Source organism: ANME-2 cluster archaeon, assembly GCA_014237145.1.
Classification (GTDB): domain Archaea; phylum Halobacteriota; class Methanosarcinia; order Methanosarcinales; family Methanocomedenaceae; genus Methanocomedens_A.
Map to the genome: position 1 here is coordinate 1 of JAAXOC010000008.1, position 18,409 is coordinate 18,409.

Genomic DNA, 18,409 nt, shown 5'->3' on the forward strand with positions numbered 1-18,409 from the left:
CATTGGGACATAGTCATCACTGGTATGTGAATTGCAAGTGTAGTATAAAACATGTGTCCCTTTTGTAAAATGTGCGGAGTTACACATTAATTAAATTCGAGTTAATGACGGTTGAAACAATTGATGTAATGCAAAATCGGAAAAAGCTGATTGTATTGAGTGTTTTTTTCTCTTAAAGAGGATTGGTATGACATTAAAAATGAAAGTTCAGAAAGATTAAATATTAATCTGAAAATATCAAGTTAAATAACTCATCATTTAAAAGTAAAGTCCAGTTATGTCCTTAACAAAAAAAACAATAATAAATCTAAGTGCAGTTGGTTTATTGCAAATCCTTGCCAAGATACTCAACTCGGTCACTCTAATAATTTTAGCCCGATTACTCCTGCCCTCTGATTTTGGCATTGTTGCAATGGCTGGAATTTTGATCACTATAGTGGATCGGTTCAAAGATTTTGGCATTTCTAATGCAATTATTCAAAAACAGGACAAGTTTGAAGAATCATTACAGACTGGTTTCATAATGAGATCGGCTACAGGTATTTTTCTTTTTTTTATAATCTTTATTATTGCTCCCTATTGGGCAATTTTTTTCAACGATCAGGCAATTACCTCTGTTTTGAGAATTCTTGCTATTATTCTTATCCTTGAAAATTTCCGATTTTTACCAGAAATAAAATTAACAAAAACACTCAGGTTTAAAACGATAGTTGAATCCAATCTTTTAGGCTATATTTCATATTCAGCAGTAGCAATTGCTCTGGCATACTCTGGCTATTCTTTTTGGAGTATCATATATGGCAGGATAGCACAGAGCTTAATATCTACTATCTATTATTGGATCAAAAGTCCAGTGAAACTTCAGTTATATTTCGATAAAAAAATTGCAAAAGAACTTTATGGCTATGGGAAATATGTATTTGCAACAGGATTGATGGTTTTATTAATTGACAATGTAAATTATATAGTCTTGGGAAAGATACTCGGACCGACCGTTTTGGGCTACTACTTTATCGCTTATAGTTGGGCCACCTTTTCATCGAGAGAAGTTATGGCGATAGTTGACAGGGTCTTGTTTCCGACATATTCTACCATCAAATCTGATATTGGAAGGGTAGGAAATGCGTATCTAAAGACATTAAAATATACCTCCATTATATCAATACCAATGAATTTTGGAATTTTTGCACTCGCTCCGGAATTCGTAAATATAGTTCTTGGAGAAAAATGGGGTCCTTCCATTCTACCTTTACAGATATTATGTATTTTAGGGCTACTTCTTTCGCTCAATTCAACAACATCTGGTATATATTACTCCATCGGTGTGCCTAAAATCGCAACTATCTTGACTGGAGTACAATTATTTTTGATGATCATACTTGTTCTCCCGGCTGCGAAGCTTTTTGGAATAAACGGAGCTGCAGCTCTTGTTTCTCTATTAATGATCATTATTACTCCTATTAATTTTGTTTTTGTAGGAAGATTCCTGAAAATTAAGACAAGTAGGTTTATTAAAATTTTAATTCCTCCAACTTTTTCTGCGTGTGTAATGACAATAATTATTTTTATGATTAAACAATATACACATATGGTCAATATTTTTTTATACCATCCTCTAATATATCTATTATTTTTATTATTTTCAGGAATTATTATATATTCACTCATCCTAATTGTTTTAACAAAAGGAAGAATAATAGAAGACATTCGAATTTTATGCTCAAATCTTAAATCATGATGAAATGTATAATGTAAAATAGCTTATATTTCGATGAATAAATTTTTTTATTTTAAACAAAAGTCCAAATAGAAAAAAAATATAAAAGAGAATAACCAATTAATAAAATTATGTGAAATTGATATAAGGAAGTGAAAATATTGGAAAAAAGTTCTTGCCAAAGTTGTGGTTCAGTGGAAATATCATTTATTTATGAAATTGATAATATACCCATACATAGTGTGTTATTATTTCAAACTAAAGAAGAAGCTATAAAATATCCTAAAAGAGATATAAAATTGGGATTTTGTAATAAATGTGGTTTTATTTCAAATTTTTCATTTGACTCCAGCCTCCATGAATATTCAGATGGATATGAATCAACACAAATTTACTCAACAACATTCAATGTATTTGCCAGGAGATTAGCCCAAAGTTTAATTGATATGTATGATCTGCATGGAAAAGACATCATTGAAATAGGATGTGGACAGGGAGAGTTTTTAAAAATGCTTTGTGAAATCGGGAAGAATCGTGGTATGGGTTTTGATCCGGCTTATATCCCGGAACGGAATGAAAATTTGGAAAAATATCAAGTATCTATCAAAAAAGACTTTTTTTCAGAAAACGCACATGAAATTCTTCGAATGACATGCTCAAAAAATGAAAGTACCCCTTGCAGGCTGTCCCAAAACTAAAAGCGTGTGTACAAATCAAATGAAATCTATCTATCTGGGATAATAACATTGAATTATAATCAATAATTGCCCAATTATGATAAAATATAGCCGAATTGTATAATGTGAATTAGTTTTGGGACAGCTTGCTTGCATAACCTTTTTTTGTTATTACTCCAACTATTCTTTGGGCAGGATAGGTTGTCATTATTTTGGTTCTTCGAAGCCGTCAGAAAACTAACCAGTGAATTGCCATCGAAAGCTCAAATGTGACTTTGATCACGGATGCTAAATTGCCTTCGAGGCAATCACACTGCCCATTAAAAAATGAGGTAATATATGTTGTCAGTACTAATAAACAAAGCTTGTGGTTTAGATCTCCACAAACGTTTTTTAATAGCCACAATACTCAGCCGATCAGGTGAAATGGCACAAAAGCGTTTCGAAAGGAATGACCAAGGAATTTTAGATCTCAAATCTTGGATAATCGGAAATCAGTGTGAAGTTGTTGCATGTGAATCAACAAGTGACTTTTGGGTTCCAATCTATGACACACTAATTAGTCACGTAACAGTAATTGTTGGAAATGCACGTGATATGAAGGCCTATTCTCATAAAAAGACGGATAAGATCGATTCTGAATTTATTGCACAACTTGCTTTAAATAACATGGTCAAGCCTTCAAGAGTTTTTCCCAAACACCACAGAGAATTCAGATCATATGTGCGTCTTCGTCACAATCTTGTGCGAAAAAGAACTGATATAAAAAATCAAGCACACGCCATTCTTTCTTCGGAAATGTTTCATCTCAGTGATGTACTCACTGATATTTTTGGTAAGAATGGCAAAATGGTTCTATCAGGAATCTGTTCTGGTAAGAAGTTTGACGAAATAGTAGACAAACTCAGTCCAAATGTTCGTAAAAAGAGTGAGCAGATCAAAGAGATTCTTGAACGTGAAATGTCTCAAAGTGCTGCAGTAAGGCTTCGAACATGCCTAAACTTGATCCAAGATATTGATGAGCAAATAAGCATTATGGAAACACAAATGTTCAATTACGTTTACAAACATCATAAACATGATATGGATATTTTGATGTCTTGCCCAGGTATCGGTGAGTTAAGTGCTGCAACACTGATTGCTGAAATCGGTGATTTCAATGACTTTTCATCGGGAGACAAGCTTGCTTCATGGCTTGGAATAGTACCAAATGTGTATCAATCTGCAGATAAATATTATAATGGAAGAATCACCAAAAGAGGTTCAAAGGTAGCAAGATGGATACTAACCCAGATTGCTCAAGCAGCTTCCAGAAAGAAAGCCAGTAAGCTGAAAGAATTTTTCAACCGGAAGAAGAAAACAATTGGATATCAAAAGGCAATAATTGCTCTGGCGAGAAAAATTGTAACGATTATATGGCATCTCATCACAAACAATGAAATGTATGAAGATGAAACCGGTTATCAAAAAGGAGAAATTCAAAAGAGGAAGATTGTTGAGACTGCTGAAATATCCATTGATGAGAGAATATCAATATTAAGTGAAATATTTGCAATTGTAAACAAAAAGAACACAGATGTAACATGACAGATAAATATCTTTGATCTTAACATCCCAGAAAATTGTTGTTTTCTTTACAACGATAGTCACGGGATGTTAAGACTGAGGGTACTTTCATGCTAAAATACTCAGATATTCAATGCGACTTCCTTTGCTGCAGAATGACACTTGAACATATATATGAAACAGCCGATTTTATTAGAACTATAAAAAAAACCATTAACAACAAAACTGATACCATCGTATTTTTCCAGATTCCCGATGTTATCCGAATCCTGAATGATCAGGCATTTTGGGATATATATTATGAACACTGCTCGTATTTCAGTCCTGGATCTCTGGCTCAATTATTTAGAAATAATGGCTTTGAAGTTATAGATATGTGGATAGATTATGACGATCAGTATATAATGTTAGGAGCACGATTGGGACATAGAGGGATATTCAATTCATTACCTGTTGAAGAGGATATAGTACAGCTAAAAAGTCAGGTTGATTTTTTCTTTAAAAACTGTAAAAATCATTTAAATACCTGGAAAAGCTATTTGGAAAAGGCAAGGAAAAACGATCAGAAAGTTGTCCCATGGGGAGGAGGGTCAAAAGGAGTTGCGTTTCTCACCACTCTCAACATTCTTAAAGAGATAGAATATGTAGTTGATATTAATCCAAATAAACATGGAACATATATGGCTGGGACTGGGCAGAAGATCGTTGCCCCAGAGTTTTTAATACAGTACAAACCTGATACAGTCATAGTTATGAATCCAATTTATTGTAATGAAATTCAAGAGACTATTGATAAAATGGGTATTATTACAGAGCTTAAATCAGTTTTAATATTTTGAAAAAAGAGGTAAATGAATATAATTTGAAGGAGCATATATTAGTGAACAAAAATAATACACAGAAAGAAAGTATATGTCCTGTCTGTAGATCATCAAATACCAATGTGTTTCTTGAGATTCCAAAGGTCCCTGTTCATTGCAACCTTCTCTGGGAAACAAGTGACGATGCTTTGAGTGCCCCAACATCCGATATTATTTTAGTATTTTGTGAAGATTGTGAACATATATTCAATTGTGCTTTTAATCTCGACCTCATGGAGTATACACAACAATATGAAAATTCATTACACTTCTCTCCGTTTTTCCAGGGCTATGCTAAGGAATTAGCAGATCGATTGATTGAAACCTACAATTTACACGGAAAAAGTATCATCGAGATCGGATGTGGAAAAGGGGAGTTTTTAAAATTGCTATGTGAAACAGGTGGAAATCAAGGAGTTGGATTTGATCCTAGTTATGAAAATGTTGGGAATAGAATTTGCCCGGATTCATCAACAATTACTTTCATTAAGGATTTTTATTCAGAGGACTATTTGAATTATAAATCTGATTTCATCTGTTGTCGCCATGTTCTGGAACATATCCAATACCCATCTGATTTTTTGACAAATCTTCGTAAAATTATAGGGAATAATGATACCATAGTTTTTTTTGAGGTACCCAATGTTGGTTATACTCTCAGGGACCTTGGAATATGGGATTTAATTTATGAACATAGATCGTTCTTCAATAGGAATTCACTTGCTTGCTTATTTAATTCATGTGGATTCTCGATATGCAATTTAACTGAAACTTACAAAGGCCAATTTCTATGTATTGAAGCAGTACCTGATAAGTCACCCCATGATCCAAATACCCAATGTGCAGCCAGTAAGAAAATGAAATCCGATGTTAGAAAGTTTACTAAAATATTTTGGGCTACAATTGAAGAATGGCAGGAAAAAGTAAAGATGATTGAACAATCGGGTCAGAGAGCGGTATTATGGGGGGCAGGTTCCAAAGGTGTAACATTTTTAAATATGATCGTGGGTGGAAATAATATCGAATATGTTATTGATATCAATCCACGCAAACAGGGAAAATATATTCCAGGAACCGGACTGAAAATCTTATCGCCGGAGTTCCTGCGTGAATATAAGCCGGATGTTGCAATAGTAACTAACCCGATATATAAAAACGAAATTCAACAGACATTAAATCATTTAGGATTATCGACAAGATTAATACTTGTTTTATGAAGGATATACAGATGAAATCAATCAAAAGCTTTCTATGAGGCGATTCAAACTATGGCTTCTCAAAACAATGCAAATAGAATAGAAGTAAGTATCATAATTCCAACTTTCAATAGGCAAGGGTCATTAGTAAGGACACTGGATTCACTATTTAATCAGACCTTTTCACAGGAAAATTTTGAAATAATTGTTGTCGATGGCTCAACTGACAATACGGAAAAGATAATAAAAGACATTATAAAAAGTCATCTAAATCTTCGTTATATTAAACAGTTAGATAAAGGTGCTTCATCCGCAAGAAATTTGGGAATTATCAATTCTAATGGAGAAATCGTGGGTTTTACGGATGATGACTGTGTTGTCGATCCAGTTTGGATTGAACAAGCATTAGAATCATTAAAAAATGCAGATTTTTGTGGAGTTCAAGGAATAACTCTTCCTGAAATAAAAATTCAAAAGAAAAATAAAATACTAGAATATGCAGATGTAGCGACATATACAGGAAAAGAAAAATATAGAACATATCCAACGTGTAATATTTTTTATAGGAAAAAATCTCTTATTGAAATATCATGTTTGGATGAAAAATTGACATATGGTGAAGATGATGATTTAGCATTTCGTCTAATTAAAAGAGGGAATGAAATTTATTTAAACAAAAATATGATAGTTTATCATGAGGTTCGATATCTTAATATTCTTAAATATATTTTTAAAAGATTGAAAAGGAGAGAATCACTTCCTCTATTTGTTAAAAAGCATCCTGAATATAGAAATCGGCTTTTTTTAAAAGTATTCGTACCATCACATGTGTACATTATTTTTGCAATCGGAACCTTTATTATTTACTTATTAAATTTAGATGTATCAATTCCATTATTTTTTACCTTATTTGCTTTCTTGGTTACCAGAGTTTTTATTGATAGAAATTATATAATGATATTTGTAAGAATATTGTTTTTTTGGAGATATTTCATCATAGACTTTGCAAATGTTTATTATCTTGTGAAAGGCAGTATAAAGCACAGGAGTTTATTGATTTGATTATTTTAGTGGCTGTCCAAAAATTATGTTTAACCTCAAATTATCTCTTCTTTTGAATTTAAACATATATTTGCACTTTTTGTTATCCTTTTTTGGGTAGTGTCCTAATTTAGACCGCATAATTTAAACAATAAAAAAATTGATCCCAATTCCATTGATGGTTCGCCAAACCTTCCAACATTGCAGGGGTATCAGTTTTTGTCAACTTATCCATAAAGTTCCAATAAAAATGAAATATTTCGAAAGAATTTATGAGTTTTGGCTTCTTTTTCGAAAAGCATTTAGTATCTCTAACTAATCTGCCCTGCCTTTCACGACAAATACCATTCATATTTTCGATATCTGTAGTCTCGATTTCATTTATGTTGGGAGTTCCATAAATAACTTTTTTGATTTTATCAACAATTTTCCCCCCTTTCCTTATTTTTATAACTTGCCCATAATCAACACATGTCTCTGTATAATATTCAGGAATAGTATTTGTATAGTCATCATGTCTATCAGAAAATATCTCAATTTTCATATCTGGAAAAGGTAATTGTACTCGATCAAAAACGTTTTCAATTAATTTTTTGCATGTTTTTTTTGTCCGTTTCCCAATCTCATAAGCAACAATGAGATACGACCCTCTCGTTATGAAAGTGAATATCCAGGTATCACCTTAGATATCTGAATTAGGGCTTCCGGGCTCAACTTTTTTTTGTTTTTTTTTACGAATGTCCACATTTCATCAACCTCAAATTGTCTAAGTTTTACATCATGAAGAAGTATAGAATTTACTAACTCAGCATGCAAGGCAAGATCTTCGATTAAATTTCCTATTGTATCCCTGTGGTGGCCTGTTATTCTTTCAATTGATCTGATACCATTTTTCTCTACAAGGTGTTTGCAGATGTTGATTATCTCAGATTTCGAAAGATGTTTATGATACAGCGGTGTATTCGCTGTTTCAACAAACCAACGACGGCAGTGATTACAATAATATTGTTGATGCCCTGCTCGATTTTTTCCGCGCTTTATTATATCTTTCCCGGACTCTACAAAAAAATATTTGCATTCTGGATTCTGACATGTAATATCGATTTTACTTCGAGGTCTAGCCATGTAACATCACAAAAATAATAATGGATATTATAGGAAATAAGTTATGCGGTCTATTCTAGGACACTACCATAAATTGTGATTTCGAATTTTTGGTATGGTAGTATCTATTGAGTCTACAATACCAAGTTCGTCAAACGTTCCGCTAACTAATCCTAAATGAGATAGTGATGTTGTTGTTATATTCATGCAGTTTTTCATCCCCTCAGATGAGTTTACTGATGAAATGGAGGAAGTAATTTAAAAAGATTCACTTTTGGGATTTACCTGCGTAAAGTGAGAGTGCGACATGCGGACGACCTGATAGCACTTTGCATTATCAATCAAATTATTTATAGTTATAATAGGCTCCACTGGGCTTGAATTGTAGGAATTACATATATATATATAATTGCATTAAAACCGACTGATGATTAAAACAATCCAGCGATTTTGTGCTTTTAGCTACTTATTCAATTCAAAATCACCAACTTGGAATCCAGGAAGAGCCAAATGCATTTCAATATATCAAGATTTGAGAAGAAATTTATACTTTATATACCAAAAAAAAAGGGGCTAGTACAGCCCCATTTATTTCTTTTTGCGCAATAACTGCACTGCTAGCAACAAGACCGACAAGCCTGCAAATAGACCAAATCCAGGTATCCCTTTCTTATCAGTTGGTGTCGGGACAGGGGTTTTATCTACTGTTACTGTAGGCTCTGCAATAATACCTGTTCCGTCTGGTTCTCCTTCTTCCTCTTTACCTGTTACAGCAAATGGTGAAAATCCTGGTGTTTCAGCTTCAAATTGCAAGCTATTGGCATCCTCGGCAATCTTTCTGGTCACCAGCTTATGCCATGTATCATCGCTGTAACGATAAAGAGCTATTGAAGGCCCATCGATATTGTTTTCAGTGATCCATGATTTATCTACAGTGAAAACAACAGTGGTATCGGCTATATTCCTATTTGTTGCCCATCCAGCGTTTCCAACCCACACGTTCAGGTTTTTATATACTTTATTTGGTGGCGGTGTGCTCACAAGCGTAGAGGTATTATTCAATATTTCAACTTTGGCGGCCACCGTACCAGCGCTTTTCAGGGCTGTGAAATTGATATGCCTGACTATGTTATCCTCCAGATCGAAAATAAATGAGACGTCTGAGTTCTTGAATATGCTCTGCCTGTCGGTTTCTGATAGGAGAATGTTATAATAGTTTTCTCCAGAGGTGCCGCCGCCTCCGCCACTGCTACCGCCGCCGCCGTCATTATCTTTATATTCAGTGGGTTCAGGTACTGGAAGTGCTGCTAAAGCAAACATACTGAGATGATTTACCTTTGCCCATACATAACCAGGAACATCTCCTGTAATTTTCACTTGACCGTTGTTAATAACCATATCAGAATTGTCTTCTTTTGTTAACTTTGTCCAGTTAGTACCATTATACCAGTAAATGTACAAGTTATTCTCATCCAATTCTCCAGTTTCTATAGTGCCGTCGCCATCAAGGTCCAGGTCGCCTATTGTATAATATAGGTTTATCGTAACACTTTGAACTTCAGATTTATTAGTAACGTCAAGACCGGTCACGTTTATTTCAACGATTCTTCCTACTGCCATCTCATCAGATACAATAAAAACTGAATTGTTAAGTTCATTTATCTCGGTCTCATTTGTTATGGCTGTTACTGTAAAAGTCAGATTGGATTTAGTAACATTTGAAACGAATTCTATTAAGGTATCTGTTTCATTTTTAGCGTCAATTATTACTGGTTTACTTTGGTTAACATCCGTCTCATTAAATAGTGTATTGTTCCAGACAAATACTGTTACATTTGTACTGTTCGAGTTTCCTGTCTTGTCAACTGCAACAAGTTCTAATGTGTTATTCTGATAAGGCGCAAATTCTACACGCTTACTAAACTCACCACCTCTGATGTTTAGATCATAAGAGCTTACATTTTCACCTGCTTCATTTATTACAGTCAATTGGGCAGAATATAGGTTATCATCATTGACTTCTCCTCGAACTATGTTCTCAAAGAATTTTAAGTCTGATTCATTTCCAGGCTCGGTAATGTTAACTTCAGGTTGAATGCTATCGATTGTAAGATTAACTGTGGTTGTATTAGAGTTGGATGCGTTATCTATAACAGTTAGTCTAATCATGTAGTCACCGTCTTCCAGATCGGTTGTATTCCATGTAGCAAGTATTCCACCAGATACAGATTCGGTCGAGTTTCGTATCTCTGTCCAATCAACTGTAGTATTCTTCCATTCTACTGAATAACTCTTGAAATTCGTATCATTTGCCGTTCCAATGATATTTATGATTCCTTTAATGCATGCTCCATCATCTGGTTCTGTTATCGTAGCTATAGGTGGTGTGTTATCGGAAACTTCCGATGTGAAATTCCAGGTATGCTCGGTTTCCATATTATTCTCTGCCAGGTCCTTGGCATCTGTACCAATAGTAACTGTATATTTTGTGTTAGATGCAAGGTAAGAATCCGGAGTATAGGTCATCGTATCGCCAGACCAGCTTAACGTTCCTGCAACCGAAGGATTAATGGAGAACGCATCTTCTACCGATGTCGTATTCATCGACTCGTTGAACGTAACTGTTATCACGGTCGTTACTGGAACGGCTGTTCCGGTTGGAGTGTTATCGGTTACGGTTGGTGCTGTGATGTCTGATTCTGCTGCTGTTGTAAAGTCCCAGATGTAAGCTGTTGCCAGAGGATTGCCAGACAGATCTTCTGCTCCTGTTCCGATGGTAACCTCATGCATTGTATAGTATGCAAGGTCGGCGGTTGAGGTGAAGGTCATCGTATCGCCAGACCAGCTTAACGTTCCTGCAACCGAAGGATCAATGGAGAACGCATCTTCTACGGATGTCGTATTCATCGACTCGTTGAACGTAACTGTTATCACGGTCGTTACTGGCACGGCTGTTCCGGTTGGAGTATTATCAGTTACGGTTGGTGCTGTGATATCTGATTCTGCTGCTGTTGTAAAGTCCCAGATGTAAGCTGTTGCAAGAGGATTGCCAGACAGATCTTCTGCTCCTGTTCCGATGGTAACCCCGTATGTTGTGTCAGATGTTAGATCAGAATCCGGAGTATAGGTCATGTTGTTATCATTCCAGGCAAAGCTCCCCGTAGTTTCAGGAGATGTATTGAATGCTGACTCGGCAGATGTTTGATTCATTGCCTCGCTGAAAGTCACATTTATTTGCGTGGTTACGGGAACATTAGTTCCTGTGGGTTCATTATCGGTAACTGTTGGAGGTTCGTTATCCCCTCCATCCTCAGGAATAATAGGGGAAGTAGAATTGAAGAAATAATCAATTAAACCAGTGAAGGCCGGTGAATAGCTGCTATCTGGGTAACCCTGGTTCCCCACGAAAGGCCCTACCGAAGTTACTGTTAATGCATGGTTGAAGTTTGTAACTTCTATCCAGCTTGTACCATCGAATGAATAGGATTGTGTCCACTGATCTCCCTGTCGTTTTACTCTAAGATATAATGGATTATCGGCAGGGGAAATTATAACATCACTCTCTTGAGTGGGAGTTCCACCTGTAAAACTTCCAGCAAATACCTTTGTATTTGTCGCATCCCTGTAAAAATCAAAACGCAAGTAGTTGGAATCATCCTGTTGAACAATAACTCCCTGCATTTGGTATTGAGAGGTCAGTTGAGATTCAAACTTGACTTCAATGTCAAAATCTGTATTCTTTGCAGCCTGCATAATGCGGGGTGCATAGTTACCACTTGCCCATACATCATGGGATATTCCTGCAGGAACCGTAATGTTTAACCATGCATCAGAGGTACCGGTACCTACCATTTCAAATATCGCGTCATTTTTTGGATCAAATTCTGTCCATAATGTTGTATTCAAAGTTGAAGCATTGAAATCATCTGAGATTATAGGTGAGTCATCTAAAGTAGTAAAGTTCAGGTCCGATGTACTTACGGAATTACCTACTTCGTCTTCAGAGGTAATCTGATAATGATAATTGGTCCCAAGTGTCAGATCCGGCAGAGTAATTTCATGAGAAGTTACCAGTGTTGTGTCATTTATACTTCCATTCTCATATCCTGTACTCAGACCGTATGAAACGTTGCTCGTCGCTAGCTCATTAGTGTCCCATCTGATAGTGGCAGAAGATGCATCTACTATAGTCTCAACATTGAAAATTGCTAAAGGATCGTCAAACGGATCAGGTCTAATTGTGACATTTCCAAAGCTTGCATCAACATAATAGGAAGCAAGCATGATAGACCCATGTTTTAATTCTCCCGGAACACCATAACCGCTGATTGTCCATTCTGAGGGCTCATCTTCAACCTGTTCCCACACTTTGAGGGAATAGAGCGTGTTAGTATCAATCGTTTCTGCCCTCATCTTGAACATATAGGGAACACCCACTTCCAGGTGCTTTGCACTCTCATCATTTGCAATTAGCTGCATGTTATTCCCTATAATTTGCAGCCTGTAGTCGTTCAGTTGGGGAACCCATATGTATACTCCGAGCGCCCCGAGCGGCCACCATTCGCTACTTGGCTGTTCGCCACCCTCGTTATAGTACCCCTGCCACCTCATAATAATACCAACATTTGGACCATGTATCACAGAAGAATCCATGGGGGTATTGATGGTGATCGGCACAGTCACTTCATAATCGTCCCATGTATTATCCCCCATTGCAACTGCACGATCATACCCAATTATGGAGGGACGGATACTGTTTGTCTCTTTGATCCACATGCCATCAACGACCTGGACAGGATCCTGTATGTTAGTCACACTGTTCCAGTTGATGGAGTAGGTTTCCGGCCAGATATTGTTGCAGGAGTAATGAACAATCACTTCTTCATTAGTGGTGTTTCCGGCGTAATTTGTCGCTCTGATCACAACCGAATTATTACTGTCACATGTCAGGTCAGTGACGTTGATCTCGACGTTGAAATCGCCATTGGACTGAAGTCGGAGACCATCAGGTCCTATGGAGAGGGGCTGATCGCTACCTCCATTCAAGGAATAGTTCAAAGAGGCAATACCTGAAGAGTCATGTACATTGCCCAGGATATTTGCATACCGCTGGGGGACACCAATGTCTCCGAACCTTTGGTAATTTCCGTACCAGAGGTCAATCTGGGGAGGAGATGTGTCTTCATCTTCAGGGACTATAGGAAAGGAAGTATTAAAGTAATCAATTAAACCCGTGAAGGCGGGTGAACTGTTCTCTGGGACGCCATGGTTCCCCACAAAAGGCCCTAACGAAGTTACTGTTATTGCATGGTTGAAGGTAGCAGCTTCAATCCAGCTTGTGCCATCGTAGGAATAAGATTGCGTCCACTGATCTCCCTGTCGATTTACTTTAAGATATAAGGGATTGCCTGGGGAAATGATAACATTACTCCTCCCAGTGGGAGTTCCACTAATAAAACTTGCAGCAAATGCCTTTGTATTTGTCGCATCCCTTAAAAAATCAAAACGTATGTAGTTGGAATCATCCTGTTGAACAATAACTCCCTGCATTTGGTATTCTGAGGTCGGTTGAGACTCAAACTTGACTTCAATCTCAAAGTCCGTATCGCTGACATATTGCATGATGCGGGGTGCATTGTTACCACTTGCCCATACATCATGAGATGTACCTGCAGGGACAGTAATTGATGCCTGAGTACCTGTCATGATAAGTGTTGCATCTTCAAGAGGATCAATGAAGGTCCAGATAGATCCGTTAAGTGTAGATGAATTAAAATCATCAGATATAACAGCCTGACCTGTTAGTTCGTCTGAAGCACTAACTATAGCGCTAAAGCCAACAAACATAATATAAACACATAATATTACAAATAAAATATGAGTATTAATAGCTTGGTTTTTTTTCATAAATAACACCTTTTCAAAATAGAATCATATTTATATCTTCAAATTTCTCAGATCTAACTTGCCGATATAATCCATATATCCGAAAGTCATGCATCGCTTTAAATTTCATCATAATTTTTCAAACCCTTTTGTAACAGACCATCTCACATTCTGATATTTTTCACTTTAATCCATACAACCCAGCGTACAGAACATCGGTTCTGTAACATGTTCCTCAAGAATGAGTATTTCCTTGTGACAATAATCACATTCAACTCTTTTAAATATCATCTCTTTTCCATCCTTATTTAATTAGTTATAAGTACTTAAATATTTCCATAAATATTGAAAAATAGTATTATAGTAATGCTTATCATAATAATATCATACTAAATCGCATCTATTTTTTGTAACTTTTACCTGCTATGACTGCATTATATCGTATATGAGAAAAGGTGAATTATTTCAACGAGTTGACATTTCAGACACATAGTATGAACAACTTAAAGTTGCTGAGCCTAAAACCAAGTCTGTTAAAGTGCTGAAGCGCATTCAAGCATTTAAACTCATGTATCTTGGTTGGAAATATTCAGATATTGCTGAATTCTTGTCGGTTACGAATAATACCATCACCAATTGGATCAATTACTACAAGGAAGGTGGAATCGACTCTTTACTCGTGCTCAATTATATTGGCGGGCAAGCAAAATTAAGTGAAGAGCAATTATCTGAGCTTAAAATCAAAGCCGATAAAGGTGTATTTGCTATTGCAAAAGACGTACAGCACTACATTAAGCAGAACTTTGGTATTGAGTACAATTTGAGTCATGTGCAGCTCTTGTGTAAAAAAAACTTCAATTATCCTTTAAGAAAACAGGATTGTTTCCGGGCAAGGCTCTAACCGAAACTATACAAAAAGATTTTATCCAACAGATAGAATACTATCCCCAACAAAAAGGAACGGTTCTGCTCTTTTTTGATCCTTGTCACCTTCTCCACAATGTAGTAAATGCAAGAATGTGGCAGCCACGAGGTAAAAAAAGTACGATCACAATAAAATCAAATACAGGTGTGGGATTGCGATGATGTGAATTTCCTTATGAAACTCTGTGGTAACTTTCCTATCTTAGTTTGAAATGAGTGTTCCATGAAGGTATTACAAGAACTGGAATAAAAATAACCAGAATGTCCCAGAATACTTTCACCTCGCTCTATCCTCACATTATTACCCCCATACGACCTAACATCCACATAACTCAACAAAATGCGAGGCTACCGTATGAACAATCCATCCTCTCAAGCCTGTGGCCTTGACCTTGAAAGCTTCAAACCCTCCACCATAACCCTTGTAGAAGGCCCCTCGAAGTTCGTACCCGACCTGCTCCTGTACCTGTGCGCCCATACTGCGGACCGACACCAGCAGGACGCAGTCATCGTGGACGGAGGCAACAGCTTCAACCCCTACACCTTGCGGAGCATATCAAAGGTGCTGCAGGCAGACATAAAGACCGTAATGACAAAGACCCACGTAGCCCGCGCTTTCACCGAATACCAGATGAACGACCTGCTCACACAGCAGCTGCCGCCCGTTATCCAAAAATGGCAGCCAGGGCTTCTGGCAGTGGCATACCTGCCCCACCTCTTCGGCAGCCCCCATTCCCGCAGACTGCTGGAGCAGGCAGTAAAGCAACTGAAGGACTACACCCGTACCCACAGCCTGACCACCATCATAACCAGCTATGGAGGGACCTGGTGGGGTGCCAGGCTGGTGGAAGAGTGTGCCGGCAGGGTCATCAGGGTAGTACAGCGCCGCAAACTGCTCAGGATAATGGACGAAAATAACGTACTGGAATTTATGCCCATACCGCCGGGCCAGATGCAACTCAGCGCATACACGGCGGTGGTGTAAATGGGCAGGACCGTGCCCAGTTTCAGGATGCTGCTTGACAGTATCACCATGGAGCTTGGCGATTTCAGGAGGGCACTGCGCCGGCGCGACCAGCAGGTCTTTGATCGTATCATGGACATGGCACGGGAACATGCCTCAGCATCCACAGTGGCGGCATCCATTGACCCCATGGATACTATAGTACTGTCCATCCTCATCGAACAGCAAAAACAAATAGACGACCTGGAGGAGGAAAAACATGCCCCATCTCCTTGATATCGAGTACAGGGACGGTCACATAATCCTCTGGGTCAAACAAGGCAACAAATGCACACCCCACAGGGTGAGATACCTACCCCGCATATACCTGGAATGTCCCGTCCACAACAGGCATCTTATATCCACCCTGCCCCAGGTGCGGCATGTCAGGGTCGAACAGAAAATAACATCCCTGGGTCAGGAGCCACAAGATGTGCTTGCCATATCCCTGGATGACTGGAGCGGGGTATTCAACCTTGCAGATATGCTGGAGAAACGGGGCTGGAGGGCATACAACGTGGACCTGCCCCCAACCAGGCAGTACCTACTTGAGAAGGGGCTGTTCCCCATGGCTCGGCTGGATTCACAAATGCACCTCAATGACGACCAGCAGACTACCGACTACTCTATTCCCGAACTAACCACATTAGAACTGGACATCACACCGCAATCAGGCCGCAACCCCTGCTTTAGCGATTCCCTGCGTGATATCCGGCTGGGTGACCACACCCTCGAAGGTATGCCAGAAGCCGATATGATCGAAAGCCTGTCCTCCCTGGTCAAAGAAATGAACCCTGAGGTGATACTGACACATGGCGGCGACAGTTTCCAGCTTCCATACCTGTACCACAGGGCAGCAAAAACAGGGGCATCACTTCAACTGGGCCGGGAGCGGGACGAGCCGCCCGCACAGAACAAGGGCCGGTCGTATTTCAGCTACGGCCGCATCATCTACAAACCAGGCGGTTACCCACTAAAAGGCAGGCTGCACATCGATGAGCAGACATTCATCTTCCGTGAAGGCGGGATGCGGGGCCTCATCGACCTGGGCAGGATAACGGGCATACCCCCGCAACAGTTATCCAGGCTCAGTCCTGGCAGTGCGGTCACGGCCCTGCAGGTGAACCAGGCACTAAAGGACGGTGTACTGGTTCCATGGCGGCGTAACCTATCCGAGAATTTCAAGACCGCAGAAGAACTGCTGCGCTCGGACCGGGGTGCTTTGATACTGGAACCCAGGGTAGGTATATATGAAAATGCAGCCGAAGTGGACTTCACCAGCCTGTTCCCCCACATTATGGTCACAAAGAACATCTCCCCAGAAACCGTGTTGTGCAAGTGCTGCCCGGATTCGCCCGAGAGGGTGCCCTTTATCGGATATAACATCTGCCAGAAGCGGGTGGGGCTCATACCAAGGGTCATCGGGCCACTGATCAAGCGGCGTCTGGCCTATAAGAAAATGGCAGATGGCGGCAGCGAGGAGCACAGGATGATGCAGAATGTGCTTAAATGGCTGCTTGTCACCAGCTTTGGCTACATGGGGTTCAACAAGGCAAGGTTCGGGCGGATAGAGTGCCACGAATCCATCACTGCCTACGCCAGGGAGATACTGCTCCAAACCATGGAGATTGCCCAGGGTATGGGATTTGATATACTACATGGTATTGTGGACAGCCTGTGGGTCAGGGGCAGCGGTGACCCAGGGGAACTATGCGACCTTGTGAGTGAGACCGTGGGAATCCCACTGGAACTCAAAGGGCACTACCACTGGATAGTGTTTCCATCTAACCGCCACAACCGGGCCGGGGCCATGAACCGGTACTTCGGCCTGATGACAGATGGAAAAATGAAGGTGAGGGGAATCGAATTGCGGCGCAGGGATACACCCAGATACATCAAGCAGCTGCAGCATGATATGTTAGATCAGATGAAATGTGCCCGCACCGTGGACGAATTATACAGTAACCTCCCCTGCGTGCTGGATGTGGTGCGCCGCTATGCCGGTGAGGTATTAAACGGCAGGGCCGACTGCGAAGATCTGGTATTCACCACCCACACCAGGCACAAGCTTGGAAATTACAGGCAGAAAGGGAGCCAGGCTGCAGCTTTGTACCAGTTAAGGGAAGAAGGTGTGGAGGTGCAGCCCGGGCAGGCTGTGCAGTACATACACACCAACCACAGGTCAAGGTATTTCCACAACAGGGTGAAGGTGGCCGAACTGATAGAGCCTGACACGGTGTATGACAAAAAGAAGTATTATGACATCACGCTACGGGCAGCTGAGAGCCTGCTGCGGCCTTTTGGATATGACAGGGATGTGCTGGATGATGTGGTGATGGGAAGTGAGCAGATGAGGATTGAAGGGTTTTGAGGATAGGGCAATTACAGTGTCAACGGCAGTCAGGAATTCCCCATTTATCCTTTTTATTCATTTA

The 18,409-nt window shown here is 39.2% G+C and carries 14 protein-coding genes; 10 read left to right on the plus strand and 4 right to left on the minus strand.

Going from position 1 to position 18,409, the window contains the following annotated elements; all coding sequences use genetic code 11:
- The first annotated feature begins 325 nt into the window (after positions 1–325).
- From HF974_01275 to HF974_01300, 6 genes are all read left to right on the plus strand, one after another.
- Positions 326–1,738: a lipopolysaccharide biosynthesis protein gene (locus tag HF974_01275; protein ID MBC2696975.1), complete on the plus strand. Its 1,413-nt coding sequence runs from the start codon at positions 326–328 to the stop codon at positions 1,736–1,738.
- 131 nt (positions 1,739–1,869) lie between these two features.
- Positions 1,870–2,415: a hypothetical protein gene (locus HF974_01280; GenBank protein ID MBC2696976.1), complete on the plus strand. Its 546-nt coding sequence runs from the start codon at positions 1,870–1,872 to the stop codon at positions 2,413–2,415.
- A 321-nt stretch (positions 2,416–2,736) separates the two neighbouring features.
- Positions 2,737–3,981, plus strand: a complete 1,245-nt coding sequence (locus HF974_01285; protein MBC2696977.1) for an IS110 family transposase — start codon at positions 2,737–2,739, stop codon at positions 3,979–3,981.
- A gap of 134 nt (positions 3,982–4,115) precedes the next feature.
- Entirely contained in the window at positions 4,116–4,799 is a 684-nt protein-coding gene (locus HF974_01290; protein MBC2696978.1) for a hypothetical protein, read from the plus strand.
- Between the two features lie 41 nt (positions 4,800–4,840).
- Positions 4,841–6,037, plus strand: coding sequence for a methyltransferase domain-containing protein (locus tag HF974_01295; protein ID MBC2696979.1), 1,197 nt, complete (start codon positions 4,841–4,843; stop codon positions 6,035–6,037).
- Between the two features lie 51 nt (positions 6,038–6,088).
- Entirely contained in the window at positions 6,089–7,078 is a 990-nt protein-coding gene (locus HF974_01300; GenBank protein MBC2696980.1) for a glycosyltransferase, read from the plus strand.
- A 109-nt stretch (positions 7,079–7,187) separates the two neighbouring features.
- Here the strand turns inward: HF974_01300 and HF974_01305 are convergent, their stop codons facing one another.
- From HF974_01305 to HF974_01320, 4 genes are all read right to left on the minus strand, one after another.
- Positions 7,188–7,601: a hypothetical protein gene (locus tag HF974_01305; protein MBC2696981.1), complete on the minus strand. Its 414-nt coding sequence runs from the start codon at positions 7,599–7,601 to the stop codon at positions 7,188–7,190.
- Positions 7,602–7,711: 110 nt separating this feature from the next.
- The gene (locus tag HF974_01310) at positions 7,712–8,182 is read right to left on the minus strand and encodes an IS1 family transposase (GenBank protein ID MBC2696982.1); all 471 of its coding nucleotides are present in this window, start codon (positions 8,180–8,182) and stop codon (positions 7,712–7,714) included.
- A gap of 63 nt (positions 8,183–8,245) precedes the next feature.
- Entirely contained in the window at positions 8,246–8,368 is a 123-nt protein-coding gene (locus HF974_01315; protein MBC2696983.1) for a DUF4277 domain-containing protein, read from the minus strand.
- 381 nt (positions 8,369–8,749) lie between these two features.
- Positions 8,750–14,008 carry a PGF-pre-PGF domain-containing protein gene (locus tag HF974_01320; protein MBC2696984.1) on the minus strand — a complete coding sequence of 1,753 codons (5,259 nt, stop codon included), beginning with the start codon at positions 14,006–14,008 and terminating at the stop codon, positions 8,750–8,752.
- Positions 14,009–14,615: 607 nt separating this feature from the next.
- On the opposite strand from HF974_01320, the gene HF974_01325 reads away from it, so the two are divergent.
- The 4 genes from HF974_01325 (at position 14,616) to HF974_01340 (ending at position 18,345) form a co-directional block, all read left to right on the plus strand.
- A complete protein-coding gene (locus tag HF974_01325; protein MBC2696985.1) occupies positions 14,616–14,948 on the plus strand; it encodes a hypothetical protein in 333 nt (110 codons plus the stop codon).
- Between the two features lie 378 nt (positions 14,949–15,326).
- Positions 15,327–15,956 (plus strand): hypothetical protein, encoded by a 630-nt coding sequence (locus HF974_01330; GenBank protein MBC2696986.1) that lies wholly within the window; start codon positions 15,327–15,329, stop codon positions 15,954–15,956.
- Positions 15,957–16,211 (plus strand): hypothetical protein, encoded by a 255-nt coding sequence (locus HF974_01335; GenBank protein MBC2696987.1) that lies wholly within the window; start codon positions 15,957–15,959, stop codon positions 16,209–16,211. It abuts the gene before it with no gap.
- On the plus strand, positions 16,195–18,345 hold the full coding sequence (locus HF974_01340; GenBank protein MBC2696988.1) for a hypothetical protein: 2,151 nt from the start codon (positions 16,195–16,197) through the stop codon (positions 18,343–18,345). The genes HF974_01335 and HF974_01340 overlap by 17 nt, the downstream gene beginning before the upstream one ends.
- The last annotated feature ends 64 nt before the right edge of the window (positions 18,346–18,409 follow it).